Source organism: Candidatus Foliamicus sp. (assembly GCF_965221325.1).
GTDB lineage: Bacteria > Pseudomonadota > Gammaproteobacteria > Steroidobacterales > Foliamicaceae > Foliamicus.
This window is the reverse complement of record NZ_OZ244880.1, coordinates 1,355,325-1,380,035: the sequence shown is the minus strand read 5'-3', so window position 1 is coordinate 1,380,035 and position 24,711 is coordinate 1,355,325. Positions and strand designations below refer to the sequence as shown.

Genomic DNA, 24,711 nt, shown 5'->3' with positions numbered 1-24,711 from the left:
GGCTAGAATATGCATCGTCAAGCAAGTGATTCGCATGCCAAGGTGGTTTCCCAGAATTCGACTTCCCAACTGGTTCCACAGGCTGGCCTCCCCGCCGCATTTCTACCGCATGGCGGGGCGGCTGGAGCCGTGGATGTTGTGGACCGGCGCTGCCGCCATCGGCGTGGGCGCTGTCGGCGGCTTGCTGCTTGCGCCGCCCGATTACCAACAGGGCGACGCCTTTCGCATCATCTACTTTCACGTGCCGGCTGCCTACCTGGCGATGCAGCTTTACGCGCTCATGGCGATCGGTTCGGCAATTGGTCTGGTATGGCGCATGAAACTGGCTTACGCCATCGCTGTCGCTTCGGCGCCGGTAGGCTTGGCTTTTACGGGCCTGGCGCTGGCGACCGGCATGCTCTGGGGCAAGCCGATGTGGGGCGCCTACTGGAGCTGGGGCGACGCGCGGCTGACTTCGGTGCTGGTGATGTTCTTCCTGTATCTGGGCTATATGCTGCTGCATGCCTCGCTGGAGGAACGCAACGCCGCCGACCGAGCGGCCGGGATTCTGGCGGTGGTGGGAGTCGTGAACCTGCCGATCATCAAGTTTTCGGTCGAATGGTGGAGCAGCCTGCACCAGGGGCCGACGCTGTCGCGATTGGCGGCGCCGGCGATAACCTGGGACATGCTATGGCCACTGCTGGTGATGATCGTGGGCGCGGTGCTGTTCGCTATCTCGGTCACCTTGACCAGGGCCCGCGCCGAAGTGCTGCTGCGGGAACGCGGCGCACGCTGGGCGCGCGAAGCAGCGGCGGCAAGCGCATGAGCGAGTTCTTCGCCATGGGCGGCTATGGCGCATTCGTGTGGCCTTGCGTGGCGCTATCGTTTGCGATCCTGGCAGGACTGTTGTTCAGCGCCCGCCGCCGGTTAAGCGGCGCGCGCAGGCAAATCCGAAACCTGAGCGATGCGTCGAACGAAGGCGCATGGGAGTTGCGCATATGACACCGCGCCGCCGCAGAATGCTGGCGCTGGGGCTCGGGCTGGTGACGCTGATGGCGGCCACCGCCCTGGTGCTGGCTGCGTTCGAGCAGAACCTCTTGTATTTCTATACGCCTACGCAGATTGCCCAGGGAGAAGCGCCGTCCGGACAGCGCCTGCGGGTCGGCGGCCTGGTGGAGCAGGGCAGCATTCGGCGTGCGCCAGGATCGTTGCAAGTGCAGTTCGACGTAACGGACCTCGAACAAACCATAACCGTGGCCTACTCCGGCGTTCTGCCGGACCTGTTCCGCGAGGGGCAGGGCGTGGTGGCTCACGGCATGGTAGAAGCGGGTGGACTGTTTCGCGCCGATGAAGTCCTGGCCAAGCACGACGAGAATTACATGCCGCCGGAAGTAGCCGAAATGCTTGAGCAGCGGGGACATCCGCCGGGCGTTTCGCTACCGTGAGGCGCAGTCCTGCGGCTGAGCCGGCGCAAAGCCGGAAAGTCCACAGCGCATGATTCCCGAAATCGGCCAGATCAGTCTCGCCCTGGCTCTGGCCCTGGCGCTGGCGCTCACGGTTTTTCCACTGGTTGGGGCGCAAACCGGCAACGAACGCTGGATGGCCGTGGCCAAACCCTGCGCCTTGGGCATGCTCGCGTTCACGGCCGTGGCGTTCGCCATGCTGGCGCTGAGCTTCTGGCGACATGATTTCAGCGTGCAGTACGTGGCCTTGCACTCGAACCTGAAATTGCCCGCGCTCTACCGATTTGCCGCGATCTGGGGCGCTCACGAAGGTTCGCTGGTGCTCTGGCAACTGATTCTGGGTGCCTGGACCAGCGGCGTGGCTCTCGCCAACCGAGCGCTGCCCAGAGAATTAACGGCCAGGGTGCTTGGAGTCCTTGGTTTCGTGAGCGTGGGATTCCTGCTTTTCATTTTGCTGACTTCCAACCCTTTCCTGCGACTTTTTCCGCCCGCAGTGGACGGCGCCGACCTCAACCCGCTGCTTCAGGATCCGGCTTTGGCCATGCATCCGCCGCTGCTCTACATGGGATATGTGGGGCTGGCTGTGCCTTTCGCCTTTGCTATCGCTGCCTTGCTGGGCGGACGCCTCGACCGGCGCTGGGCGCGCTGGACACGGCCGTGGACGACGGCAGCCTGGATGTTCCTTACCGTAGGCATTGCCTTGGGTAGCTGGTGGGCCTACTACGAATTGGGCTGGGGCGGATGGTGGTTCTGGGATCCGGTGGAAAATGCTTCCTTCATGCCCTGGCTGGGCGCCACAGCCCTGATTCATACGCTGGCCGTGACCGAACGGCGCGGGCTGTTCGGCAGTGCCACGTTGCTGCTCGCAATTGCTGCGTTCGGACTCAGCTTGCTCGGCACATTCCTGGTGCGTTCGGGCGTCCTCGTTTCCGTGCACGCTTTCGCCAGTGATCCTGCACGCGGGTTGTTCATCCTCGTGTTTCTGGCCGTGGTGATGGGCGGAGCGCTACTCCTCTATGCGCTGCGCAACCCGGCTACAAACCCACCGGCCGGCTTCAAGCTCGTCTCGCGCGAGGCGGCGCTGCTGGTCAATACCGCACTGCTCAGCGCCGCGACCGTGCTGGTGCTGTTCGGCACTCTTTATCCGCTGGCGATCGACGCGCTGGAATTGGGCAAGATTTCGGTCGGGCCGCCGTACTTCAACCTGGTTTTCATTTTGCCCATGCTGCCGTTGCTGGTGGTCGTGGGGGCGGGCATGCACGCTTCCTGGAGCGTAACCGATCAAACCGCATGGATGCGCAAGTTGCGTGTGCCTGCGCTGGTGGCGCTGCTGGCGGTAGTCGGGCTTACGCTGTTGGTCTATGGGTATGCGGGGATACTCACACTGGTGGGCATGCTCATCGCTCTATGGGTAATTGCCGCGGCCTTGCGCGATCCGTTCGCGTGGCTGCTACGGCGCGGCCCCCGGCCGACGCGGTCGTCGTGGGGTATGCAACTCGCGCATTGCGGTCTTGGCATCACCACGCTGGGCATCGTCGTGGTTTCCGCGTGGGGCGTGGAGTTGGACCGCAGTCTGGCGCCCGGGGAGCGCCTGGCGGTGGCCGGCTACGAGTTCGAACTACAGCGTATCGAACAGGTGGAGGGCCCGAATTACGAAGCGGAGCAGGGCGTCGTGGACGTAACCCGGAACAATCGGCCGGTAGCCACGCTTTATCCGCAAAAGCGGGTCTATGAAGTGCAGAAAAGCCCGATGACCGAAGCCGGCATTGACGCCGGCTGGCGGCATGATCTGTTCGTGGCCTTGGGCGAGCCGTTAGGCAACGATGCCTGGAGTGTGCGTGTGCAGTTCAAGCCACTAGTGCGCTTCATCTGGCTGGGCGCGCTCGTGATGGCGTTAGGCGGCCTTCTGGCGATTACGGATCCCCGCTATCGGCGCGCGCGTTCCGTGGAAGATTCGACGTGACGGCGCGCCAACGGCGCAATCGCTGGCTGCTGCTCTTGCCCAGCGGCGTGTTGCTGGCCCTGGTGCTGCTGTTCGGGGTGAGCCTGGGCCGCGACCCAAGTCTGGTGCCATCGCCGCTAGTCGGCCGGCCGGCGCCGGATTTCTCGCTGCCCACGCTGCTGGACGAGGGCGCGACATTTTCGCTTACCGATATCGAAGACGGTGCCTGGATGTTGAACGTCTGGGCCAGTTGGTGCGCCGGCTGTGTTGTAGAACACGAGTTTCTCATGCAGTTGAGCCGGGCGGGGGTTCCCCTGTATGGCCTCAACTGGAAGGACGCCGGCAACGATGCCCGCCAGTGGCTGGCAGAGCGCGGCAACCCTTACCGTGCCATAGGAGTCGATGCCGACGGCCGGGCCGCCATCGATTGGGGCGTATATGGCGCACCGGAGACTTTCCTGATTGACGCCGACGGCACCGTGCTCCATCGACACGTGGGACCTCTTGACAGCGCGGTCTTTTTGCAAGCGTTCGCGCCGGTCTTGGCGGGCCAAGCGCCATGAAACGAATGACGACTTTTGCGCTGCTGCTGATGGCGGCCAATGCGATGGCGGTAGATACCCAGCCTCCGCTGGCCACGCCGGCTCAGCAGGAGCTCTACCGCAAGCTGCTTGAAGAAGTGCGCTGCATGGTATGTCAGAACCAGAACCTGGCGGATTCGGATGCGCCTCTGGCCAGGGACATGCGCCGGGAACTGCACAAGATGGTGAAAGACGGCGCCAGCGAAGACGATGTCAAGCAGTTCCTGCTGGATCGTTACGGCGATTTCGCGCTCTACCGGCCACGGCTTGCACCCAACACCTTGCTGCTCTGGGCTGGCCCGGTGATCGTGGTGGCAGTGGCTTTCGGCACGCTTGCCGCTGTTATCCGCCGCCGCTCGCGGCTGCCGATCCCGGAACGCGAATGAGCGCCTTCGCCTGGTTTGCGATCGTCGCGGGGATCTTGATCCTGGCCGCTGTGGCCTGTGTTGCGGTTCCACTGTGGCGCGACCGCGCGCGGCCTATTAGCACCGCGGCGCTGACCGCCGTCTGCCTGCTGATTCCGGCCTTGGGCTTGCTGACATATTTCCAATCGAGCAACCACGAGTGGGCTCACTCGGAACTGCAGATCGGGGATGGTGGGCAACCGCTGGCGCTTGAGCGTCTTGTGGGCCCGTTGCGCGAAAGGCTCGAACAATCGCCGCAAGATGCCCAGGGTTGGATGCTGCTGGGGGCGTCCTACAGCCAGCTTGGCGATTATCCGCAGGCTGTGGAGGCGTTCGACCGGGTCCTGGCGCTTACCGGAGGGCGCGATCCGGACGCGCTGATGGGCAAAGCCGAGGCGCTGATCCTGGAAAGTCCCGAACGCCTGCTGCAGGAAGCGGGCGACATGGTGGAGCAGGCGCTTGAGTTCGACCCCACGCACCCGAAGGGTCTCTGGTATGGGGGCTTGCGAGCCAGCGCCAGAGGGGAAACAGTAACCGCTGTGCGGCGCTGGCGCGCTATGCTGGAGGGACCTGTAACGCCGGAAGTGCGAGAAATCGTGGAACGCGAATTGGCGAATCTGGGGGCATCCGGCCCGTCCTTGGCGGCTCCCGCCGATGCAAACGCCGGCGCCTCCACCGGCATCGTAGAGCTTCGATTGAGTTTGGCGGAGGGCGCTTCACCGCCGCCCGGCGCAGTTCTATTCATCGTGGCGCGCATTCCCGGCCAGCCGGGGCCGCCGCTGGCCGCCAAGCGCATCGATGGCGCGCTTTTTCCACTCGCCACGGGCTTGGACGATGGCGACGCCATGCTGCCCGGCGCCAAAATTTCCGATCAGCCCGAACTGGCGATTACCGCGCGGCTTTCCGTCAGCGGCCAGACCACGCGCAATGCAGGCGACTTCGAGGCGCAGGGGCAATGGCAGGCCGGGCAGGGCACCCTGGAGCTTGAGCTTAGCCCCGCACCTTGACTTGGCGACTGTTGCAAGTTGCGGATTGATCCGCAACCTTCACCAAGCCTTGGGAACTCAGGCTCTGGCCGGCGCCGGGTTGCGGGCCGGCAGCCGGAGGTCTCTCACCAGGCGAAGCTGCTTCATGAGCAGCAAAGTGAGCCAGGTAACGTCCAGTTGCCACCAGCGCAGCCCATGGCGGGCTGAATAGGCCCAACGGTGGTGGTTGTTGTGCCAGCCTTCGCCGAGCGTGAGCAGTGCAACCAGCACGTTGTTGCGGCTTCCGTCCCCGGCGGCGTTGGGCCGCGTGCCCCAAAGGTGGCAGACGGAGTTGACCATGAACGTCGCATGCCACAAGGCGACGGTGCTGATGAAAAAGCCCCATACGAGCAACTGCGACCCACTGGTTCCCAGTTCCGGAGCCAGCGCGTTGAGCAGCACGCCCAGCCCGAACAGGAACACCGCCTGTCCGGCTATCAGGAACAGGTAGCCCTTCTGCAGGAGCTTGATCTCGGGGTAGCGGTGGAGATCCTTGACGTTGGCGAAGCTGCCCTGGAAGCACTCCGAGTCCCACATCCAGCCGATGTGCGCGTACCAGAAGCCCCGCTGAATCGGCGAATGCACATCCTGCTCGCGCTCGGAGTAGCGGTGGTGCCTGCGATGGTGGGAGGCCCACCACAAGGGACCGCCCTGGGTCGCGCAACTGCCCAGAAAGGCCAGCAGGAAGCGCACTGGGCGCGAAGCGTTATAGGACGAATGGGCCAGCAAGCGGTGGTAGCCGGCCGTAACTCCGAATGCACGCAGAAAGTAGAGCGAGCCTGCGACGATCAGCGCTGTCTTGCTTACCCCAGTAAGCAGGGCGCCAAAGCAGGCCACGTGAAAGCCGATCATTCCGATGATCACGGCTCGCGCCTTGTATTGCGCCTTTTTCATCACACCCCTCGTGCTTCCGTGCAGACCCCCGCTCCAGCGTTTGAATCCGACACGCTCAACGGGAGCGAATTATAGCCGTCCGAGAGTTTAAGCAGGGGATCGCGGGGATAACATGACGGCCCGGCGTTGCACGCGATTGAATCGTCCACAGGCCTTGGCGTGAAAAGCGAACAGAATGCACTTTCGGCTTCCCTGCGCCTTGACGTCGCAGTAGTGGGCGCCGGTATTTCGGGCCTTGCCGCGGCCAGGGACCTGGACGCCGACCATGATGTGACGCTCTACGAGGCGCGCGGCCGGGCAGGAGGGCATGCGCACACCTTGCGTTTCGAGAGATTCGGGCGGGAATACCGGGCCGATCTCGGCTTCATGGTGTTCAACAACGCTAATTATCCGTTATTCAAGTGTTTGCTTGAAGAACTTGATGTTGCTTCACGCGATACGGCTATGAGCTTCAGCATGCGCTGCGACCGCACCGGCCTGGAATACCAGGGCAGCACCACGAATCAGCTATTCGCGCAGCGCCGGAACCTTTTCCGGCCCAGGCATTACCGAATGCTGCGCGATATCCTGCGCTTTCATCGCGACGCCAAGCGCGCACTGGCCGAACGAGAGCAGGAGCTGGCCGCGCTGAGCGTAAGGGATTTCATAGCTCAGGGGCGCTACGGTCCGGAGCTGGCCAACGACTACCTGCTGCCCCTGACTGGGGCGATATGGTCGTCGCCGGTCGAGATGATGGAAGGTTTTCCGAGCCTGTATCTGCTGCGCTTCATGGACAATCACATGCTGTTGGGGGCCAGAGGGCACCACCAGTGGCGCATGATCCCGGGCGGTTCGAGTCGCTATGTGGATGCCGTGCTGCGCCAATTTCGCGGGCGGCTGAAGCTGAACACGCCGGTATGCGGTATTCGATCGGATGCCGGGAAAGTGCGTATTGCAACGGCTGCCGGTCTGGAGACCCACGACGCCGTCGTGGTAGCCGTCCACAGCGATCAGGCGCTGGCGCTGCTGCAGGACCCTACCGCGCTTGAGAACCAGGTGTTGGGTGCCATTCCGTATCAGCGCAACGAGGCAGTGGTGCATACCGACGCGCGCGTACTGCCCAGAAGGAAACGGGCCTGGGCATCCTGGAACTACTACCGAGGTTCCGGTGCCGGCGAGCGCGCATCGGTAACCTACAACCTCAACATGCTTCAGCACCTCGAATGCCCTGAGCCTGTCTGCGTAACCATCAACCCACTCCTGGACATTTCACCGTCAAAGCGCATTGGTGCGCTGGAGTTCTCGCATCCGGCCTACAGCGCGGCGGCTTTTGCCGCGCAGCGGCGCCTGGAGGAGTTGAACAGCGTAGGCGGCCGCTTCTATTGCGGGGCCTGGGCCGGTTGGGGCTTTCACGAGGACGGGCTGAACAGTGGCCTGAAGGCGGCGCGAGACCTGCGCAAGTGGGCCTCAGAGACCCTTGTTCAGGCACAATCGCAGTATGCACAGCGCAATTTACGAGGGCTGGGTTCGGCACACGAGGCATAAGCCCGCGCCGCATGCGTTTCAATACCGCCTGTTCATGGCCTACCTGGACCTGGACGAGTTGGACGAAGTGTTTGCCGGGCGCTGGTTTTGGTCCACTCGCCGGCCGGCCATCGCCGAATACCGCGCCAGCGATCACCTAGACGGCACACAACGCGATCTGGCAGCGGGTGTTCGCGCGCTGGTGCAGGAGCGTTGCGGCTTGCGGCTGAACGGACCGGTGAGGTTGCTGACCCACTTGCGTTATTTTGGCTATGTATTCAATCCGATCTCGGTCTATTACTGCTACGCGGCGGATGACCCACGACCGCGCTGCTATGTACTGGAGGTCAGCAATACGCCCTGGAAGGAACGCACATGCTATGTGCTGCCGGTCACTTCATCCAAGCGAGGGGGCAGGGGAGAACTGTTTGATTTTCCGAAGGACATGCATGTTTCTCCATTTCTGTCCATGGATCTCTACTACCGCTGCTGGGCCGGCGTCCCGGGTGACCGGCTGTCGCTCAGCATTGATGTTCGCCGCGGGAACGATTCAGCGCTACAGACCAGTCTCGCGCTCGCCCGGCGGGAAATGACAACGGGTGCGCTTGCACGCAGCCTGCTGCGGTTTCCGCTGATGACCGCCAACGTTACGTTCCGCATCCATCTCAATGCGCTGCGTTTGTGGCGGAAGGGCGTACAACCCATGGCGCACCCGGGCCGATGAAACCGGCGTCTCAAGCGGGGCTGCCGCCGTCCGCCTGGCGCGGACCCATCTTGTCGCGTCTCGGCCGCTTGCGCAGCGGCAAACTGGAAATCGTCGAAGGCGGCCGGTCGCTGGTTGTGGGCGGCGTGGATTGCGGGGAGGCGGCCCCAGCGGCCAGGCTGGAAGTCCTGGATAGTGCACTTTGGCGCACTGTCGCGCTGGGCGGTTCGGTGGGAGCGGGAGAGTCGTTCATGGCGGGCCAATGGCGTTCTCCCGATCTTGCGGCGCTGCTGCGAGTCCTGCTTCGCGAGCGCGACGTGCTCGAAGGTCTGGAAGGCCCAATGACCCGCGTGGCCGGTCTGCTACGCCGTGCCGCCTACGCCTGGCGGCGCAATACGCGGGTAGGGGCGAAAAGAAATATTGCGCAGCACTACGATGTGGGCAACGACTTCTTCGAGTTGGTGCTGGACCCCACCATGCTTTACTCCTGCGCGTACTTCGAAACCGACGAAGTCGAACTGGAGCAGGCCTCTATCGCCAAGCTCGACCGGCTGTGCGGCATGCTTGCGCTGGAGCCGGGAATGCGGGTGCTGGAAATCGGCAGCGGCTGGGGCGCGTGCGCGATACACCTGGCCCGGGAGTACGGCTGCAGAGTAGTGAGCATCACCATTTCCCAGCGCCAGTTCGCCGAAGCCAGCCGCCGGATCAAGGCGGCCGGCGTATCCGACCTCGTCGAGTTGCGCTTGCAGGACTACCGCGACGTGAAGGGCCGCTTCGACCGCCTGATTTCCATCGAAATGATCGAGGCCGTGGGGGCGCAGTACCTGGACCTTTATTTTCAGCGTTGCAGCGAACTGCTGGCTGATGATGGCCGCATGGCGCTGCAAGCCATCACCATTACGGATCAGAACTATCGTCAGGCGCTGAAAACCGTGGACTTCATCAAGCAGTACATTTTCCCTGGCGGATTCCTGCCGTCGGTGGAGGCCATCATGGGCGCGGTGCGCCGCCGCACGGACCTTCGGCTGGTAGAAATGGAGGACATCGGCAGCCACTACGTGCGCACATTGCAGCATTGGGCGGCCGCGCTGGCGCGCAACCACAACGCTATCCGCGAGCTCGGCTACCCGGAAGAATTCATCCGCATGTACGAGTTCTATTTCCGCTACTGCGAAGCGGGCTTTGCCGAGCGCACGATAGGCGACGCCCAGATGCTGTTCGCCAAACCACGCGCTGCTTGAACGAGCCCCAGTTTGCGATATATCGCCTAGGCTGCGCCCAGCCTTCTTATCGGAATGCCGCAGCAGGTGGGATATCGATCATTGTCTTCAGTCCGGGCGGCGCATTGATGGCGCGAGGGACTACATTTACAACCGCCGAAGCGGTGGCCAGGTCACCATGCACACCCCCTTTGATCACCACATCCAGGTCCGGCATACCCTTGATGTGGACAGCGTCGTAAGGGTCCTGCGCGCCAATGTAAGCATTGAATTCGAGTCGAATGACTTCGGCGCCGGCAACAATGCCATTCGCGACTTGCCTTACGCCTGCCACCTGGCCCGCAGCGACCGACAGCTTGGTGCTGCTCACTTTCCGTGTCGCAATAACCGGCTCAATCGTCTCGGCAACATCATCCAACCGAAAACCAAGACCAGCGGCGATCATAGCCACCGATTCGGGAAGGCCCACGTGGCGGATTTTTCCATTGGCGACCCGTTGCTGAAAGTCATCGACGCTGAGCCCCGCGCCGATCTTCTTCTGGAACGGTAAACGGCGATGCGCTGCGTCCTGCAGCCGAATACAGACTATCGATTCGACATCCTGCACCACGCCGGTCATGAACACCGGCCAGACATCCATGAGAAAGCCCGGATTCACGCCGTTTGCGAGAATCGTTGCGCCATTTTGCCGGGCAAGTTCATCGAGTTTCCGTGATAGTCTTGGTTGATGGAAAAAGGGATATGACATCTCCTCGCAGGTAGAGACGATATCCACGCCGAAATCCAGAATCTGCTCGAATTGCGGCATCACTTGTTCCAGCGACGAACTTGTCGCGTGCAACACGATATCGGGGCTTGTTCGTTCAATCGTTGCTCGCGCGTCGCCGGAGATCTTCATTCCATTCAGTTTTCGATCGTCGAAGACTTCAGCCACGTCACGCCCTGCCAAGGCCGGGTCCACAGCGCCGACAATATCAATATTGGATCTCGATGCCGCCAGTTTCGCGATGCTACGGCCGATTGGCCCGCAGCCCAACTGCAGGGCCTTGATGTGTTCAATCATGGTGTGAGCTCACTTTCATCGTGGGCGTAAGCATGCCCGTTAGCGCAATAGCCGGCAAATTCCAATTTTTCGCGTGCGTATAGACAGCGGTTCTGCTTGCTCGCGGCCGTTTGCCGAATTTCTTGTCACAGAGGTGTTCCATCTGATGAAAACCAGCGTTTGTACGAATAGAGCGGCGATGTTTTCGCTCGCCGCACTGCTGCTTTTCAAACCCGCATTCGCGTTAGCCGAAAACCATGAAGGCCCCTACAACATCGCCAAGGATGCGTACATCGTTCGTTACAACGACGTGTTTGCGCCGGTGGTATCGACGGGCGGGATGGTCTCGACGCAAAGCGATATCGCGACGCAGGTCGGAATTGATATTCTGAACCGACAAGGCAACGCCATCGATGCTGCCGTGGCAGTCGGATTCGCCCTCGCCGTAACGCTTCCCCGCGCAGGCAATATTGGCGGCGGCGGATTCATGGTTGTGCACGACGCTGCGAAGGAGCAGTCCTACACCATAGATTACCGGGAAACGGCGCCTTCCGGGGTCACTGCCCAGGATTTTCTCGACGAAAAAGGAGATAAACGGGATAGCTCCCGATTCGACTGGCCTGCCGTTGGCGTTCCCGGCACGGTCGCCGGCCTCTACAAGGCCTGGCAGGAAGGCGGTTCGCTGGCGTGGAGTGACTTGTTGGCCCCGGCCATCCGCCTTGCCGAGGATGGATTCGTGGTCAATCACGACCTGGCGGAATTGCTGGCCGCCAAACACGAGTGGTTGACGCAGAACGAGGCAACCGCAGATGCCCTCTACCAGGGCGGCGGCAAACCATACGCCGCCGGCGACATCATGCGCCGTCCGCAGCTCGCCCGCAGCTTGCGTCTGATTGCCCAGGAGGGGCCGGATGTGTTCTATCGCGGTGAGCTTGCCGAGCGTATCGTCTCGGACATGGCGCGATTCGGCGGCCATATCGATCGGCGCGACCTCGCCGGCTACCAGGCGATCGTGCGCACCCCGATACGAGGAGATTATCGAGGCTACGAGATTGTCTCCATGCCGCCGCCGAGTTCGGGAGGCATAGCAATCGTGCAAGCACTCAACATTCTGGAGAACTTTCCACTGCGGAATTGGGGCTACTCGGCGCGCTCCCTGCACATCATGGCCGAGACCATGAAACTGGCATTTGCCGACCGCGGCAACTACCTGTCGGATCCCGCCTTTTTCGACGTGCCCGTAAGCGAACTTACGGACAAGGACTACGCGGCCCGGAGGGCCTCGCTCATTCGCATGGATCGTGCAACATCTTCAGCCGCGATCAGCGGAGGCCTCGCGTCACTCGGCGAAGGCGATTCGACAACCCACTATTCGATCGTGGATGCAAATGGGACGGCGGTCTCGAATACTTATACCTTGTCGTCCTCCTACGGGTCAGGCCTCACGGTATCTGGCACCGGCATTCTGCTGAATAACCAGATACACACGTTTTCCGTGCGGGCCGGCATCGAAGGCGCCGAAGGATTCATTGCCAGTCATGCCAACAGGGTAGAGGAGGGCAAGCGCCCGGTAAGTTCGCAGTCCCCGGTGATCGTGATGAAGGATGGCGAGGTGTTTCTGGTCGTCGGCAGTCCCGGCGGGAGCCGCATCATCACGGCTGTTATCCAGACCATCGTGAACGTCATCGACTTCCAGATGAACATCGCCGAGGCCACCAATCAACGCCGCATACATCACCAGTGGATTCCTGACGTGCTCGAGGTCGAACCAGGCTTCAATCTCGACACTCTCGCGATTCTCGAATCGCTGGGGCACACTGTGGAAGAGACCTTCACGATGGGTAGCACGCAATCCATTGCCGTGGGAACTCGTTATCTCTTCGGTTCGTCCGATCCCCGGCGCCCGAACGCGCTTACATTGGGAACAGAATAACAAGAGCCCCGGAAGGCGGCATTCCGCCTTCCGGGGTTCATGCAGCCTGCCACCCTGCAGAATTTATCTGAATCTGCGGCTCAGGCTCAGATACACGTACTGCGCGCGGCTGGTATGCAATTCGCCCTCGAATCCGAATGACTCCGAGGCGAGCGGCGGATCTTCATCGAAGACATTGGTGATCCCGAGGCGGATAGTGCTTCCCTGTCCAAGCAAATCGTAGCGCGACGCATGAACATTCACGACGGTCATCGCGTCCACTTGCATGAAGTCGCCATCCGCATTCGTTACCGACGGTTCGAACACGTCGCTTACGTAGGAGCCGAACGCGCCCACTTCCCAAAGCGCACTATTGCTGCGCCAGCGCGCACTCAATGTGGCGCGCCGCTCGGGGAAGAATTCCCGCCGAATGAGCGAGCCGACGGTGGCCCCGAGTACGCTCGGGTTGGCGCCGGCCGCTACCAGCCGCGCCGCATTACCGCCGGCTTCCTGGTCGAAGTCCGTCAACTCGGCCCAGTTCAGCCGGAAATCGAAGGCGCCGAGGGGAGATTCCAGTGCATAGATAACTTGAACGTCGTAACCGTTCACGTTTCGCGTATTGAGGTTTTCATAGCGGCGCACGACTCTGACAATTTCGCCGAGCGGATTTGCTGCGTCCGGTACACCACGAAATACGGCGGGGTTCGAGCTGCCTTCAGCGCGCAGCACGGCATCAAGACGGGATTCGTTTTCGTCCGTGAACACGCCCACGGCTCCAGTCGATTCGATCTCCCACCAATCAAGTGTCAGTGTGAGGCCTTCCGCGGGGGTCAACACAATGCCGATACTCGTCTGTTCGCTCTCTTCCGGTTTGAGTGCCGCGTTGCCCGAGGTTTCCAGAATGTAATTTCCGTTGGGTGGGCCACTGTTCAGGTCACCTGTTCCGAGCAGTATCCCCTCGGCAAAATCCTGTATCGAGGTCGTGATGGACGTGCCCGGCGAGTTCAACTGAATCAGATTCGGCGCTCTGAAGCCCTCCGAGTAGGAACCTCGCAGCTGCAACCACAGAGCCGGATACCAGGAGAGCGCGATCTTCGGCCGGGTTATGTTGCCAACGTCGCTGAAATCTTCGAACCGGGCTGCGATCTGTGCCGTGAGGGTTGGCACGCCGTCGCTGCCCGCCAGCAGCGGAAGCAGGAGTTCTGCATACAGTGACGACACATCGCGGTCCGCGCGCACGTCGGGTCGAACGCTACTGCCTTGCAGACTGCTGAGATTGGTTACCTCTCCGGGGCCTAGATTCGAGTTGAGCGGATCGATATAGGGTGTTGAACCGTCAAAGATTGCGCTGTTGTCTTCGTCCAGTTCCTCGCGCCGAAACTCGGCCCCAACGGCGATAGCCGCATCACCGGCCGGCAACGAAAACATGTCCGGCCTTGAGGCGCGAAAATCGACGGCCGTTAGCGTCGTCTTGACGTCCCGTGATGCGCTGACCAGGAAAGGATCGATGCTTGACTGCGGATTGGGCGTGAAGTCTGTGATGCTTGTCGAATCGTTCGGATTGACGCCGGAAAAAATGTTGTAGGCGTCCGGGGTATCCAGTGTCATCTGCGCCTGAAAAAGCGGCGTACTGATGCGATTGCTGGCGGTATCGTCCACGCGCGCCTCGCTGTGCCAGACAGCGGTATCGAGATCCCAATCTCCCAGATTGCCTTGCAGACCCAGCAACATGCGATAGCTGGAGCCCTCCACTTCAACCCGCCTGGGGCCCAGATCGACCGGCCGATGGCCGACTAGCAGAAAGCCGAGGCCTTCAGCGGGAACGATAGCCGTGTCGAGGCCGGGCAGCCGGTTCGGGTTCTGGCGGCCGTCATCAAAGTTGACGGGCCCGAACGGGTTCCAATAGTAGTCCGCCGGCACAAAGAAGCGTCCATTGCTCAGAATCGCCGCCTGCTCCCAAACGCGATCAACATTCGAGTAGTAGTAGGAACCTTCGCCGTACAGTTCCCAGCCGTTATCCATGTCGTGCCCAAGGCGGGCATAGAGATTGATGCGGTCAGTATCCGGCGTCAGCGACTTGACCTCATTGCGATTGGGACGCAAGGCGCGATCCTGACCGCTGGAGTCCAGGCACAAGTCCTGTACCCCGTCGCTATAGACCAAATCAGCGCCGGCCAGCCCCCGGCCGCCGCAATCCTCCACTCCGAGCATGCCGCCGCGATCGGTTACCAGGTTTGCAGGCCGAACATGAAATGAACCCAATCCTGTGAAATTCACGAGGGAATAGGGCTCCAGGCTGGAACGCCCGTCCAAACTCACGTCCGACCTGAACTCTTCCGGCGCCCGCGAGCGATTGTCCTGCGTGGCCGAATAGGATTTTTCGGAGGCCAGTACGCCGGTGCTGGACATGTAGCTTCCGGACAGCAGCAGGTGGGTAGCGCCGTCGCCCAATTCGAAGCCGATCGCACCGTTCACCGACACATCATCCCGGCCCGTGCCGTTCTCGGCGCCATAGCGAATCGATGCCTCGGCGCCGTCGAACCTGTCGTCGATGACATAGTTGACAACACCCGCAACGGCATCAGCTCCATACAAGGAGCCCGCGCCGTCGCGCAGCACTTCCACCCGGTCGAGCCCGGCAATCGGCAAGGTGTTGGCATTTGCCGACGCAACAGGCACGCCGAAAGCGGTGCTGGTCTGCGTAATAGGGTGCAGGACCATTCGCCTGCCGTTGATCAGAACCAGCGTATTGCCTTCGCCCAAGCTTCTCAGGTTGAACGACGCAACATCTCCCCGCGCAGCGTTTACGCCCGTAATGCCGCCTCGAACATGCGTCATTCCGATCGAGCCGAACTGCGGGATCGCCCGAAGAAGCTCATCGCCGATCTCGGCGCCGGTTGTTCGTATGTCTTCGATCCCTATCACCGTGACCGGCAAAAGCCCCTCCACATCGGCTCCTTCGATGTGCGTCCCGGTCACAACGATTTCTTCAATAGCGCGGTCCGCAGCTTCTTCCTCCTGCGCCTGGACGCTTTGAAGCGCAAATGCCGCCAAGCCGGACAGCAGTAGCGTGTTGCGAAGACCGGCTGCCTTCCTCGGGTGTTTCGATAGCGACAAGATCATTTCTGTTCCCCTTCGTTTCAAGCTTTCGAGCGATTGAGCAAGCAAGCAAAACCCGCAATAGTTCTCCCTGATCGTTGAGCCCTGATGCAAAACCGCCCCAATCAAGTATCAATCAGCAGTTCGGCATTGGCAAATTCCAATCAAGCGGCAAGATATAACCACAGGCAATACTTTAATCTGGCCCAATTCGGGTTTCTTGTTTCCAATTGCTTGCGATTGAGGCTGACGTGTGCCGTTTTTTGTTGCGCCAAATCCTGGTGCTGTGTATAACTTTCCAGAATATCCATTCGCATGATGTCGATATGAGACTGCGCCACGCCGAAGTATTTCACGCCGTTTACACCAACGGTTCCGTGACTGCCGCCGCCAAGGTACTCAATGTCACCCAGCCATCCGTAAGCAAGGTGCTGGCGCATGCGGAGCAGGTCCTGGGCTACGCGCTGTTCGAGCGCGTTCGCGGCGCGCTGATACCTACACCCGAAGCACATCGACTGTTCAAGAGTGTATCCACCGTTTACCAGAACATGGAACAGCTTCGGCGCCTGGCGCACAATCTCCATTCATCCGACGAGTCTCGCATTCGGGTCGCCGCCACGCCCGCGTTCGGTCTCCACTTGCTGCCATCAACGATCGCGTCGTTCCTGCTTACGCACGGAAACACGGCGTTTGAAATTGAAACCCTTCACTACGAAGAGATGGCGCTCGCACTGGAGGAACAGCGCATTGACATCGGCGTTGCCTTCGATCCACCCGCCAAACCCGGTTTGGGAATCGACACAATCGCGACCACCGAGTTCGTGGTGCTCGCGCCGCAGGACTTGAAGATCTCGGGCAAGCAGGTGCTGAGCATCCGGGACTTGGCCAATCTGCCGTTCATCAAGCTTAGCGGCAGAAGTCCTCTTGGACAGATGCTGACCAGACAATTGGAGGAACGGAGCACGGAGCTCAAGACGCTGGTCAGTTGCGATACCTACCACATCGCCAAGTCGCTGGTAGCAGAAGGGGCCGGGATTACGATCATAGACAAGATCACCGCGCTGTCTTCGGGCCATGGTGACGTCAAGATCTGCCGCCTGGAGCCCACGATTCGGTTTCCGATTTCGGTCATCCATCTGGACTCCCGGCCGCTTTCTGCAGTTGCCCGCGAGTTTGTGAAGCATCTGCGGATCAGAACGAGTGAGTTTCTGTGCAGGTGAGGGTAGAGGCGGCGGCGAACTGGCCCCACAGTGGGTTATGCTCGCTCCAAATTGAAATCGGCTGGACAGTAGTAGTGGCGCCACCACGAAAATGAGCCCACGCACACGCGCACCGAACTGCAAACACATGAGGTCAATATTGATGCAATCCAATCATTTCCCAGCGGTTTTTCTCACCGCCGTCTTGCTTGGCGCGCATGGGCCGGTGGCTCTGGGCGCCGACTCGGTGGACGGCGCCGAACTGCTCGAGACCTTTGCCAACTATTGGACCGGGTCATTCTCGAACGAACGGCAGGCCAAGGCCGAGCGGCTCAATCGGGAACCGGATTATCCGGAGGCGGTACGACTCGTGCGCGACATGCGCGTACATCGTCTCGATATGCCGGCCATTGGCAACGTGGTGCTGTTTCTCGAAGAGGTGAAGATGGATCAGCCACACTTGGCGCACCGGCAGCGCGTCATGTCCTTGGTGTGGCGCGAAAGCAGCGGAGAAATCGAAGTCGAACAGCTTTTCACTTCACTCGAGCAAGCCTACGACCGGCCGCCGATTGCATTGGAGGAAGTCAATAAGCTGGACCGTGAGGATCTGTTTCTTGTTTCCGAATGCAATCTGTTTTTTCGCTGGGAACCGGATACAGAGCGCTTCAAGGGCGGCATGCGGCCACAGGCGTGCCGCTATGAGCATCCGCAAAGCGGACCGGTTTACGCCGAGTTCGACATGGTGCTTGACCGCCACCGACTCTGGTATCGGGATCGATCCATCAAGGTCGTGGACGGCTCCATTCGAGGCGAAATAGACGGCTTTTCCTGGCTGCGATTCGACCGTCTTGCTGCCGAACCACTACTTGGCAATGGCGACCGGATTTCCCGCACCGAGTTGCGCCGTCGCGCGCCGCTGACCGCGAAAATGGAGGGTATCTGGGAAGGTGTGTTCCGCCGGGTTGACCCGGAAGGCAAATTGATCGAAACACTGCCATCGAGGATCGTCGTGCGGCTGTTGCCCGATGGCGAAGTTCACGACTATCACCAGGTCAACCTTCTCAATCCGGACACCGACGCGGAACAGCGCATTGAAAGCTATGGCAAGTGGGATGTGGACCGCTTGCGCTTTTTCAACGACCGGCTCGAAGGCTGGGCCAAGGCGATCGCCGATGACAAAGCGGGGCGGACTTCGGTGTTCCTGATGGAATTCAAGGACGGCTCCGGCTTGACGGTTTCGGAAGTCGTCAGCTTCAACCCGGGCGACCCGGATGTGCGCATGAGGGCGACGCAATACATGCGCGATGGGCGTATTGTCCGACGGACGCTGATCGATGAAGTAAGGGTCTCCGGTCCGCTGCCGGACGATGCGCAGTACTAGGGAACAGGCAGCCGGCGGCCCATAAGGCTGATCGTTATCTCTCGGGCATAATGTATATTATGTTAAATATATTGCAACTGCCTCTGAAAGATCAGGTTTGCATTAAACCTGCTAGCCCAAAGCAGTAATGTCCCCTGTCTCCAAAGCGTAATCCAATACGGAAATGAGCCTGAAGCGGTGGGTTGGATCGGAGCGGTAGTCGTGGCTGGGATTGTTGCTGCCAGGGTTTCTATCTTGAGGTTGGAGTGCCGGGTGTTCAAGGGTTCTGCGGCGGGTTTATCTTCCTGATCCAAAGTTTCTGGTGGCGGGTCCTGTGGGGTTGTGGTCGAGAGGCCCGCGAGTGGGGTCAGGCGGTGGGTAACGCGCAAGCGTTATCCACGGGCTGTCCCCATGTCCCGCAGGGCGCGGGCCGGTCCGCAGGACTCGTCCACAACTCCACAGGACGAGCTTGGGGGATCGGCGCTCAGGCGGCGGCGAGCGCTTTGCCGATTTGCATAAACAGGTCGTTGCGTGCGCGGGTCAGCGCTTGCGCGGCCTTAAAGCCGCTGGTCTTGAGAACCAGGGCGTCGAGCTCATCGAAGGTGACGCCGGAGCGCAGGTACTGCCCGGCGTTTTCCAGCGACTTCAGCTTCTCGTAGGGCGTCATGACGTTGCTGTCGGGATAGCGCTTGCGCGCCCGGCCTTTGGTGTCGATAACTTCGGTGGGGAACAGGCACGGGCGGTGGTGGTTGAGAAAGGGAGACAAGCAGTCCCGGTTGAACGCGTTGACGGATGGTGCGAAGTGCACCGGGATATGGCTGTAGCCGAGCCACTTGCGGATCACCGAGGCGTTCTTGCTCTCCACCAGGGCGTTGTCGTGCGACTGCCGGGGCCGGGACTTGGTGAACTCCCCCACATGCCGCTTCATCAGCAGCGCCGCGACCTGATGGTTGATGTATTCGGAGCCGTTATCGGCGTGGAAGCCCTTTACAACAAAGGGAAAGGCTTCGATCAGCGCTTCGAGCACCGGGAGCAGGAAGGCTTCCGAGATCGCCGCCACACTGCCCACATGCTGGTATTGCGTGACCTCATCGACCACGTTGATGTGATACAGCCCCTTGACGCCGTTCTGGTCCCCCTGATGCACGGTATCCACGCGCAAGAATCCCGGCTGGCCCTTCGGCTCGGGCCGCCGGCGCACCCCGATGGCCACGGCGGCCGGGCGGGTGTGCGTGAAGACTCGGCGCACACTGCGGTAGGTCCGCGACTTGCGCAGGTAATACAGATGCCCGTTGGACAGCTTCGACAGGCGCGCGAAGCGCGCGTTGCCGAACACCTCCCACTCGCGGCGCAGCAAACAGCGCGTGGCCGCCCCGGACATCTGGCCCAGGGCCGCGTCCACCTCCGCCAGAAGACGCACGTCGGCCGGCGTGTAACGGCGCGCAAACGGCTGCGCCGGCGCCCCGCCGCGGCGATCCTCGATCCGCCCCGTGGACCGGTGCTGCGCAATCAAGCGCGTCAACTGCTCCCTGGAGACCCCCGTCACCTTGCCCAGATAACGCTTCACCAGGCCCTTGTCCGCCTTGCCCAGACGGTGATACTCCAAGCGCACCAGCGTACGCCGAACCAAAGTGTAAATCCCCACACGATCCGAGATGGCAAAATCCACCGCCTCGCTGCCCCCCACAAAGGCCCGAACCTCTTCCAGGCTCCGAACCCGTTCGACCTGTAACGTCACGATCATCCTCCGATGATCCCAACGCACGACTACAGGCTCATCTCCTGTTGGATTTACGGCCCCCGTTCAGGCTTGTCTGTAAAAGTTTGTTGCGGACAAATAGAAGTGTCCGGTCTTAGAGCACATGAAGTGTCCGGTTTTGAGTTTACCCTGACGAAGGTTGCGCGCTCCCCGCGAAGGGAGCGTAGCGACCGTAGCGGGGAGCGCGCCGAGGCGCTCATGCCGCCCTCTCCAGCTCATCTGGCTGGAACTGTCTATCCGCCGTGTAGCGTGCCAACAGCCGCGGGCCGTGCCAGACGGAAAGCGCGCCGTGTGTGTGACGGCGCACCTTGACACGCGCCTTGAAGTAATGCGGGCGGTGACGGCTCGCCGGCAATTGCAGCGCCTGGCCCTCGAAGCGAACGCAGTTGTCGCGGGCCACCGTGCGCTCGTGCACCTCGCACAGGATGTCGTCGAGGCGGGCCAGATCCGCCACCAGCACGAAGGCGCTCTTGTCCTCCGCCGGTGCACGGCGAAACTCGGCATTGAACGCCGGTTAGTAGACCTCGCCCAAATAACGGTTGGCGGCGTCGATGTCCGTGATCCCCGCCAGCGCCAACTCCCCCACCAGGCGCCCCTGGTGAGTGCGGAAGGCCCGCTCGGAACGTCCCCGCGCCTCCGGCGAATACGCCGGAATCATGTCAATGCCCAAATCCTGCATCAACGCCCGGCCAAACTGCGTGAGGCGTGTCTTGTCCACCTTGCCCCCCAGCCTTGGGCGTGTGCCAGTAATGCGACGCACGATCCGTATACAGCGAATAGAAAAGCCCTTTCGACTCAATCACCTCGCGTGACCGTTTCCCTGGATCCGAGCCACCCTGGATGTGGGAAATTCATCATATCAAGCCACTGGTGTCCGGTTTAAGTTTAGAGATTCGCTGATTTATGGATGCTTAACAAGAGGTTACAACGGATTTTGGGTGTCCCCGACTTGAGCGCGGGTCGGCAAAATCTTCTCCCTTTGATCCCTTGGGACTGAGGGGACCGCATGTATGCCGGAACGACGCTGTTCGCGCAGGTCATGGACTTCCTGCCTTGGAAGACCTTCCATCGGGTGGTGGCGCGGTACGAAGGGAACCGCAGGGTGCGCACGCTGTCCTGCGCCGAGCAGTACCGGGTGCTGGCGTTCGCGCAGCTGACCGGGCGGGAGAGCCTGCGCGACATCAAGGCCAGCCTGTCGGCGCAGTCGGCCAAGCTGTACCACATGGGCATACGCTCGCCGGTTCGGCGCTCCACCCTGGCGGACGCCAACGAGCGTCGGGACTGGCGCATCTTCGCCGAGTTCGCGCAGCGCCTGATCGGGCAGGCCCGCGCCCTGTATTCCGGCGAGGACCTGGGCCTTGAGCTCGACCACACCGTGTACGCCCTGGACTCCTCCACCATCGACCTGTGCATGTCGGTCTTCCCCTGGGCGCTGTTCCGAACCACGAAGTCCGGCGTCAAGCTGTACACGCTCCTCGACCTGCGCGGCAGCATCCCCGCGTTCATCCATGTCTCGCAGGCCAAGCTGCACGATGTCAACGTGCTGGACCTGCTGGTCCCGGAGCCCGGCGCCTTCTACGTCATGGACCGCGCCTACCTGGACTTCACGCGGCTCAACGCCATCCACGCGATGGGCGCGTTCTTCGTGACCCGCGCCAAGTCCAACACCCGGTTCCGCCGCCGATACTCCCGTCCCGTCGACAAGTTCGCCGGCCTGCTCTGCGACCAGACCGTCGTGCTGACGGGCGTGAAGTCCAGGGACGACTACCCCCAGCCCCTGCGGCGGGTGAAGTGCCGAGACCCGAAAACCGGCAGGACGTTCACCTTCCTGACCAACAACTTCGCCGTGCCCGCCCTCACCGTGGCCGAGCTGTACCGCAACCGCTGGCAGGTGGAGCTGTTCTTCAAGTGGATCAAGCAGCACCTGCGCATCAAGTCGTTCCTCGGCACCTCCGAGAACGCCGTGAAGACGCAGATCTGGGTCGCCGTGTCGGTCTACGTTCTCGTCGCCATCGTCAAGAAGCGCCTCGGCCTGGAGGTCTCGCTCTACACTTTTCTGCAAGTCCTGTCGATCACCATGTTCGAAAAAACCTCGTTGAATCAAGGGCTTTTCGACAGCCCACTCACGACCGAACCCCATGGCAATCCCAACCAAATGAATTTATTCGACTTTTAACCGGACACTAGTGATATCAAGCTACTTTCTTGGCGAACACTGAGGGGGGCATTCTGCCCACGGATCGGTGAGGCCGGACAGGGTTGTAGTGCGTTTGCCAGCGCTTGATGATGGCGCGTGCTTCCGTCAGGCTGCCGAACCAATGTAAGTCCAGGCAGTACTCTCGGAACTTGCCGTTGAAGCTTTCCACGAACGCATTCTGAGTCGGCTTTCCGGGCTGGATGAAGTGGAGCCGCACACCGGTTCGCCGGGCCCAGAAGAACATCGCCTTGGAAGTGAACTCCGGGCCATTGTCGAGCACCAGGGTATTGGGCAATGGCCGGATGGTGCCGAGCTCATCGAGATACCGGGCCAGGCGGGCGCCGGAGATCGAGGTGTCGACGATCTGACCGACACACGGGCGGGAGAAGTCGTCGATTAAGTTGAGGATCCGGAACCGCCGGCCATTGGCGAGCTGATCGGACATGAAGTCCGCGGACCAGCGCTCGTTCGCCTTCGTCGGCACCGGCATGGGCACTCTGGGCCGCGTGATCTTCTTGCGGCGCTTGGTACGCCCCTGCAGGCCTTCCTCGCGGTAGACCCGATACGTGCGCTTGCGGTTGATGACGCGGCCTTCCTGCTTGAGCATCTCGTGCAACGTCAGATAACCGTAGCGGGGATAGCGTTCCGCCAGGACCTGCATCCGGTGACGCAGGTCCGCGTCGTCACGGCCCTTGAGCCGATACCAGGCCACCGAACGGGGCAGGCCCACCAGGCGGCAGGCACGTCGTTGACTGTAGCGGCGATCGGTGAGGTGATCCACGGCCGCTCGCCGCTGGGCGACCGTCACCATTTTCCCTGGACCAGCTCCTTCAGCGCCGACTTGTCCAACTCCGCTTCGGCCAACAGCTTCTTGAGCCGGGCGTTCTCGTGCTCAAGATCACGAAGCCGCTTGGCGTCGGATATCTCCATGCCGCCATACTTGGACTTCCAGCGATAAATCGTGTTCTCGACGACGCCATACCGGCGCGCCAACTCGCCGACCGGCTGGCCGGCCTCGTGCTCCTTGAGGATCGAAATGATCTGTTCGTGCGTATACCGCTTCCGCTTCATCGGGGGACCTCCTTGGGGTCAACATACAAGGAAATCACACATCCAAAACGGCTCGGATTACAGGGGAACGGTCACGCGCACTCCCGCACAACTGCTCCCCATGCCTTCCTCTTCGCAAAAAAACATCGAGTAATGCTCGTTGGTGGCGTCGTCCATGGTCACAATCAAATCCCAAGTCTTCCCCGAAACCCACTCGTGCGTACTGCCGTCCTGGTGCAGCATCACTCCAGGCCACGGCGCCGGAGCCCGCTTGCGCCGGTGCTTGCCACGGCCACGGCCCTTCACTACCGCACCATGCTCCTGCAGCTTGTTCCTCACCCACGTGTAACTGCGCTGAGCCCCAGCACGACGATACCAAGCGTAGTAATGACGCATGTTCCAGCCCGCATGCCGGGTGCGGTAGCGATCCACCATCCGCATCACCTCGTCCACCGGCGCCGCACGCCCCGAAGCCCGCGACACCCGACGGTCGCGCAAACCCTCAATACCGTCCTCGCCATACCGAACCGTCCAGCGCCGAAAGGTCCGCACACTCACCCCCAATAACGCCGCCGCCTGATCCTGCGTCAAACAGCCGCCTTCCCAGTCTCGAAGCGCCTCCTCAAACATCTCCAAACGCCTCCACTGACGTCGCCTGGCCGTCCCCATCTCGAACTCCCCAAAAACAAGAAACGCTCGAAGATACGACCGGACACTTCATGTGCTCTAAGACCGGACAACTAATGTGCTCTCTACACAAAGAAACGCCGCGGACGCCCGCCCCTACGAAAAAGTTCAGAATGAGCCGACATATCCAAAAAAGTGGGGATTTTTACTTCGGCACAACTGGGGAAATTTACTTCGGCATTGACAGTCGCTACCTACGAGAACAAATTCCCCAGGGCGGTCGCGTGCCTGGTCAAAGATCGCCCCGTGTTGCTGGCCTTCTACGACTTTCCGGCCGCCCACTGGCAACACATCCGCACCACTAACCCCATCGAATCAACGTTCGCCACGATCCGCCTGCGGACCCGCAAAACACGAAACTGCGTGAGTGCTCGCACCGGCCTCAGCCTGATGCATCAGCTCGCCATGAGCGCTCAGAAACGATGGCGAAGGCTACGTGGGTTCCGACAACTCGCCGATGTCGTCGCCGGCGTGACATTCGTCGACGGAATCGATCACAGAACCAGCAGCAGAAAAGCCGCCTGATTCAATCACGCCATACACCAGATTTGACAGTGTGGTTGTGTTACACCATGGCTGCAGGCAATCGAAATGGCCCACCCCTACTTTTTCATGGTTCGGAACACTAGCTTTACAAGATTCCACGCGCCTATGGCGGCTAGAACGTATATTGCAGTGAATACGATCACACG

The 24,711-nt window shown here is 61.2% G+C and carries 22 protein-coding genes and 1 pseudogene; 15 read left to right on the top strand and 8 right to left on the bottom strand.

Annotation, left to right across the window (positions count from 1 at the left end):
- Nucleotides 1-34: 34 nt before the first annotated feature.
- From ccmC to ACWCOO_RS06080, 7 genes are read left to right on the top strand one after another with little or no spacing between them, the layout of a single operon-like run.
- Nucleotides 35-805 carry a heme ABC transporter permease CcmC gene (ccmC, locus tag ACWCOO_RS06110; protein ID WP_446830113.1) on the top strand — a complete coding sequence of 257 codons (771 nt, stop codon included), beginning with the start codon at nt 35-37 and terminating at the stop codon, nt 803-805.
- Nucleotides 802-981, top strand: coding sequence for a heme exporter protein CcmD (gene ccmD, locus ACWCOO_RS06105; RefSeq protein ID WP_446830112.1), 180 nt, complete (start codon nt 802-804; stop codon nt 979-981). The genes ccmC and ccmD overlap by 4 nt, the downstream gene beginning before the upstream one ends.
- Complete coding sequence (gene ccmE / locus ACWCOO_RS06100; RefSeq protein ID WP_446830111.1) at nt 978-1,424, top strand: cytochrome c maturation protein CcmE; 447 nt, start codon at nt 978-980, stop codon at nt 1,422-1,424. The genes ccmD and ccmE overlap by 4 nt, the downstream gene beginning before the upstream one ends.
- Before the next feature lie 49 nt (nt 1,425-1,473).
- Nucleotides 1,474-3,405, top strand: a complete 1,932-nt coding sequence (locus ACWCOO_RS06095; protein ID WP_446830110.1) for a heme lyase CcmF/NrfE family subunit — start codon at nt 1,474-1,476, stop codon at nt 3,403-3,405.
- A complete protein-coding gene (locus tag ACWCOO_RS06090; RefSeq protein ID WP_446830109.1) occupies nt 3,402-3,947 on the top strand; it encodes a DsbE family thiol:disulfide interchange protein in 546 nt (181 codons plus the stop codon). The genes ACWCOO_RS06095 and ACWCOO_RS06090 overlap by 4 nt, the downstream gene beginning before the upstream one ends.
- A complete protein-coding gene (locus ACWCOO_RS06085) occupies nt 3,944-4,351 on the top strand; it encodes a cytochrome c-type biogenesis protein (RefSeq protein WP_446830108.1) in 408 nt (135 codons plus the stop codon). Before ACWCOO_RS06090 ends, ACWCOO_RS06085 begins: the two co-directional genes overlap by 4 nt.
- Entirely contained in the window at nt 4,348-5,376 is a 1,029-nt protein-coding gene (locus tag ACWCOO_RS06080) for a tetratricopeptide repeat protein (RefSeq protein WP_446830107.1), read from the top strand. Before ACWCOO_RS06085 ends, ACWCOO_RS06080 begins: the two co-directional genes overlap by 4 nt.
- Before the next feature lie 57 nt (nt 5,377-5,433).
- On the opposite strand, the gene ACWCOO_RS06075 is transcribed toward ACWCOO_RS06080, so the two are convergent.
- Nucleotides 5,434-6,288 (bottom strand): acyl-CoA desaturase, encoded by an 855-nt coding sequence (locus ACWCOO_RS06075; protein ID WP_446830106.1) that lies wholly within the window; start codon nt 6,286-6,288, stop codon nt 5,434-5,436.
- Between the two features lie 159 nt (nt 6,289-6,447).
- Here ACWCOO_RS06075 and ACWCOO_RS06070 point away from each other — a divergent pair, with 159 nt between their 5' ends.
- From ACWCOO_RS06070 to ACWCOO_RS06060, 3 genes are read left to right on the top strand one after another with little or no spacing between them, the layout of a single operon-like run.
- Nucleotides 6,448-7,812: an NAD(P)/FAD-dependent oxidoreductase gene (locus ACWCOO_RS06070; protein ID WP_446830105.1), complete on the top strand. Its 1,365-nt coding sequence runs from the start codon at nt 6,448-6,450 to the stop codon at nt 7,810-7,812.
- Nucleotides 7,766-8,515: a DUF1365 domain-containing protein gene (locus tag ACWCOO_RS06065; protein WP_446830104.1), complete on the top strand. Its 750-nt coding sequence runs from the start codon at nt 7,766-7,768 to the stop codon at nt 8,513-8,515. The genes ACWCOO_RS06070 and ACWCOO_RS06065 overlap by 47 nt, the downstream gene beginning before the upstream one ends.
- Nucleotides 8,512-9,735: a class I SAM-dependent methyltransferase gene (locus ACWCOO_RS06060; protein ID WP_446830103.1), complete on the top strand. Its 1,224-nt coding sequence runs from the start codon at nt 8,512-8,514 to the stop codon at nt 9,733-9,735. Before ACWCOO_RS06065 ends, ACWCOO_RS06060 begins: the two co-directional genes overlap by 4 nt.
- A gap of 46 nt (nt 9,736-9,781) precedes the next feature.
- Here ACWCOO_RS06060 and ACWCOO_RS06055 read toward each other — a convergent pair whose 3' ends face one another.
- Complete coding sequence (locus tag ACWCOO_RS06055) at nt 9,782-10,777, bottom strand: NAD(P)H-dependent amine dehydrogenase family protein (RefSeq protein ID WP_446830102.1); 996 nt, start codon at nt 10,775-10,777, stop codon at nt 9,782-9,784.
- 178 nt (nt 10,778-10,955) lie between these two features.
- On the opposite strand from ACWCOO_RS06055, the gene ggt reads away from it, so the two are divergent.
- Entirely contained in the window at nt 10,956-12,689 is a 1,734-nt protein-coding gene (gene ggt / locus ACWCOO_RS06050; protein WP_446830101.1) for a gamma-glutamyltransferase, read from the top strand.
- Nucleotides 12,690-12,752: 63 nt separating this feature from the next.
- On the opposite strand, the gene ACWCOO_RS06045 is transcribed toward ggt, so the two are convergent.
- Nucleotides 12,753-15,791 (bottom strand): TonB-dependent receptor domain-containing protein, encoded by a 3,039-nt coding sequence (locus ACWCOO_RS06045; RefSeq protein ID WP_446830100.1) that lies wholly within the window; start codon nt 15,789-15,791, stop codon nt 12,753-12,755.
- A gap of 302 nt (nt 15,792-16,093) precedes the next feature.
- Between ACWCOO_RS06045 and ACWCOO_RS06040 the strand changes: the two genes are divergently transcribed.
- Complete coding sequence (locus ACWCOO_RS06040) at nt 16,094-16,987, top strand: LysR family transcriptional regulator (RefSeq protein WP_446830099.1); 894 nt, start codon at nt 16,094-16,096, stop codon at nt 16,985-16,987.
- A 142-nt stretch (nt 16,988-17,129) separates the two neighbouring features.
- A complete protein-coding gene (locus ACWCOO_RS06035) occupies nt 17,130-18,347 on the top strand; it encodes a CpcT/CpeT family chromophore lyase (protein WP_446830098.1) in 1,218 nt (405 codons plus the stop codon).
- 463 nt (nt 18,348-18,810) lie between these two features.
- Here the strand turns inward: ACWCOO_RS06035 and ACWCOO_RS06030 are convergent, their stop codons facing one another.
- From ACWCOO_RS06030 to ACWCOO_RS06020, 3 genes are all read right to left on the bottom strand, one after another.
- The gene (locus ACWCOO_RS06030) at nt 18,811-20,070 is read right to left on the bottom strand and encodes an integrase (RefSeq protein WP_446830097.1); all 1,260 of its coding nucleotides are present in this window, start codon (nt 20,068-20,070) and stop codon (nt 18,811-18,813) included.
- Nucleotides 20,071-20,281: 211 nt separating this feature from the next.
- On the bottom strand, nt 20,282-20,545 hold the full coding sequence (locus ACWCOO_RS06025) for a hypothetical protein (RefSeq protein WP_446830096.1): 264 nt from the start codon (nt 20,543-20,545) through the stop codon (nt 20,282-20,284).
- Between the two features lie 54 nt (nt 20,546-20,599).
- Nucleotides 20,600-20,845: a hypothetical protein gene (locus tag ACWCOO_RS06020; RefSeq protein ID WP_446830095.1), complete on the bottom strand. Its 246-nt coding sequence runs from the start codon at nt 20,843-20,845 to the stop codon at nt 20,600-20,602.
- A gap of 246 nt (nt 20,846-21,091) precedes the next feature.
- On the opposite strand from ACWCOO_RS06020, the gene ACWCOO_RS06015 reads away from it, so the two are divergent.
- Complete coding sequence (locus tag ACWCOO_RS06015) at nt 21,092-22,261, top strand: IS4 family transposase (RefSeq protein ID WP_446830094.1); 1,170 nt, start codon at nt 21,092-21,094, stop codon at nt 22,259-22,261.
- A 16-nt stretch (nt 22,262-22,277) separates the two neighbouring features.
- On the opposite strand, the gene ACWCOO_RS06010 is transcribed toward ACWCOO_RS06015, so the two are convergent.
- Nucleotides 22,278-23,353, bottom strand: a protein-coding gene (locus ACWCOO_RS06010) for an IS3 family transposase (protein WP_446830093.1) whose coding sequence is annotated in 2 segments (ribosomal slippage) — nt 22,278-23,098 and nt 23,098-23,353 — 1,077 coding nt in all. Because the reading frame shifts where the segments join, the coding sequence is not laid out codon by codon here.
- Between the two features lie 57 nt (nt 23,354-23,410).
- The gene (locus tag ACWCOO_RS06005) at nt 23,411-23,962 is read right to left on the bottom strand and encodes a helix-turn-helix domain-containing protein (protein WP_446830092.1); all 552 of its coding nucleotides are present in this window, start codon (nt 23,960-23,962) and stop codon (nt 23,411-23,413) included.
- 243 nt (nt 23,963-24,205) lie between these two features.
- On the opposite strand from ACWCOO_RS06005, the pseudogene ACWCOO_RS06000 reads away from it, so the two are divergent.
- Nucleotides 24,206-24,544 (top strand): annotated as a pseudogene (locus ACWCOO_RS06000) (transposase); the annotation flags it as partial.
- Nucleotides 24,545-24,711: the final 167 nt, after the last annotated feature.

Coding starts and splice junctions, on each gene's coding strand:
- ccmC (WP_446830113.1), top strand. CDS start 35: ATGCCAAGGTGGTTTCCCAGAATTCGACTTCCCAACTGGTTCCACAGG.
- ccmD (WP_446830112.1), top strand. CDS start 802: ATGAGCGAGTTCTTCGCCATGGGCGGCTATGGCGCATTCGTGTGGCCT.
- ccmE (WP_446830111.1), top strand. CDS start 978: ATGACACCGCGCCGCCGCAGAATGCTGGCGCTGGGGCTCGGGCTGGTG.
- ACWCOO_RS06095 (WP_446830110.1), top strand. CDS start 1,474: ATGATTCCCGAAATCGGCCAGATCAGTCTCGCCCTGGCTCTGGCCCTG.
- ACWCOO_RS06085 (WP_446830108.1), top strand. CDS start 3,944: ATGAAACGAATGACGACTTTTGCGCTGCTGCTGATGGCGGCCAATGCG.
- ACWCOO_RS06080 (WP_446830107.1), top strand. CDS start 4,348: ATGAGCGCCTTCGCCTGGTTTGCGATCGTCGCGGGGATCTTGATCCTG.
- ACWCOO_RS06075 (WP_446830106.1), bottom strand. CDS start 6,288: ATGAAAAAGGCGCAATACAAGGCGCGAGCCGTGATCATCGGAATGATC.
- ACWCOO_RS06065 (WP_446830104.1), top strand. CDS start 7,766: ATGCACAGCGCAATTTACGAGGGCTGGGTTCGGCACACGAGGCATAAG.
- ACWCOO_RS06060 (WP_446830103.1), top strand. CDS start 8,512: ATGAAACCGGCGTCTCAAGCGGGGCTGCCGCCGTCCGCCTGGCGCGGA.
- ACWCOO_RS06055 (WP_446830102.1), bottom strand. CDS start 10,777: ATGATTGAACACATCAAGGCCCTGCAGTTGGGCTGCGGGCCAATCGGC.
- ggt (WP_446830101.1), top strand. CDS start 10,956: ATGTTTTCGCTCGCCGCACTGCTGCTTTTCAAACCCGCATTCGCGTTA.
- ACWCOO_RS06045 (WP_446830100.1), bottom strand. CDS start 15,791: ATGATCTTGTCGCTATCGAAACACCCGAGGAAGGCAGCCGGTCTTCGC.
- ACWCOO_RS06040 (WP_446830099.1), top strand. CDS start 16,094: ATGAGACTGCGCCACGCCGAAGTATTTCACGCCGTTTACACCAACGGT.
- ACWCOO_RS06035 (WP_446830098.1), top strand. CDS start 17,130: ATGCAATCCAATCATTTCCCAGCGGTTTTTCTCACCGCCGTCTTGCTT.
- ACWCOO_RS06030 (WP_446830097.1), bottom strand. CDS start 20,070: ATGATCGTGACGTTACAGGTCGAACGGGTTCGGAGCCTGGAAGAGGTT.
- ACWCOO_RS06015 (WP_446830094.1), top strand. CDS start 21,092: ATGTATGCCGGAACGACGCTGTTCGCGCAGGTCATGGACTTCCTGCCT.
- ACWCOO_RS06005 (WP_446830092.1), bottom strand. CDS start 23,962: ATGTTTGAGGAGGCGCTTCGAGACTGGGAAGGCGGCTGTTTGACGCAG.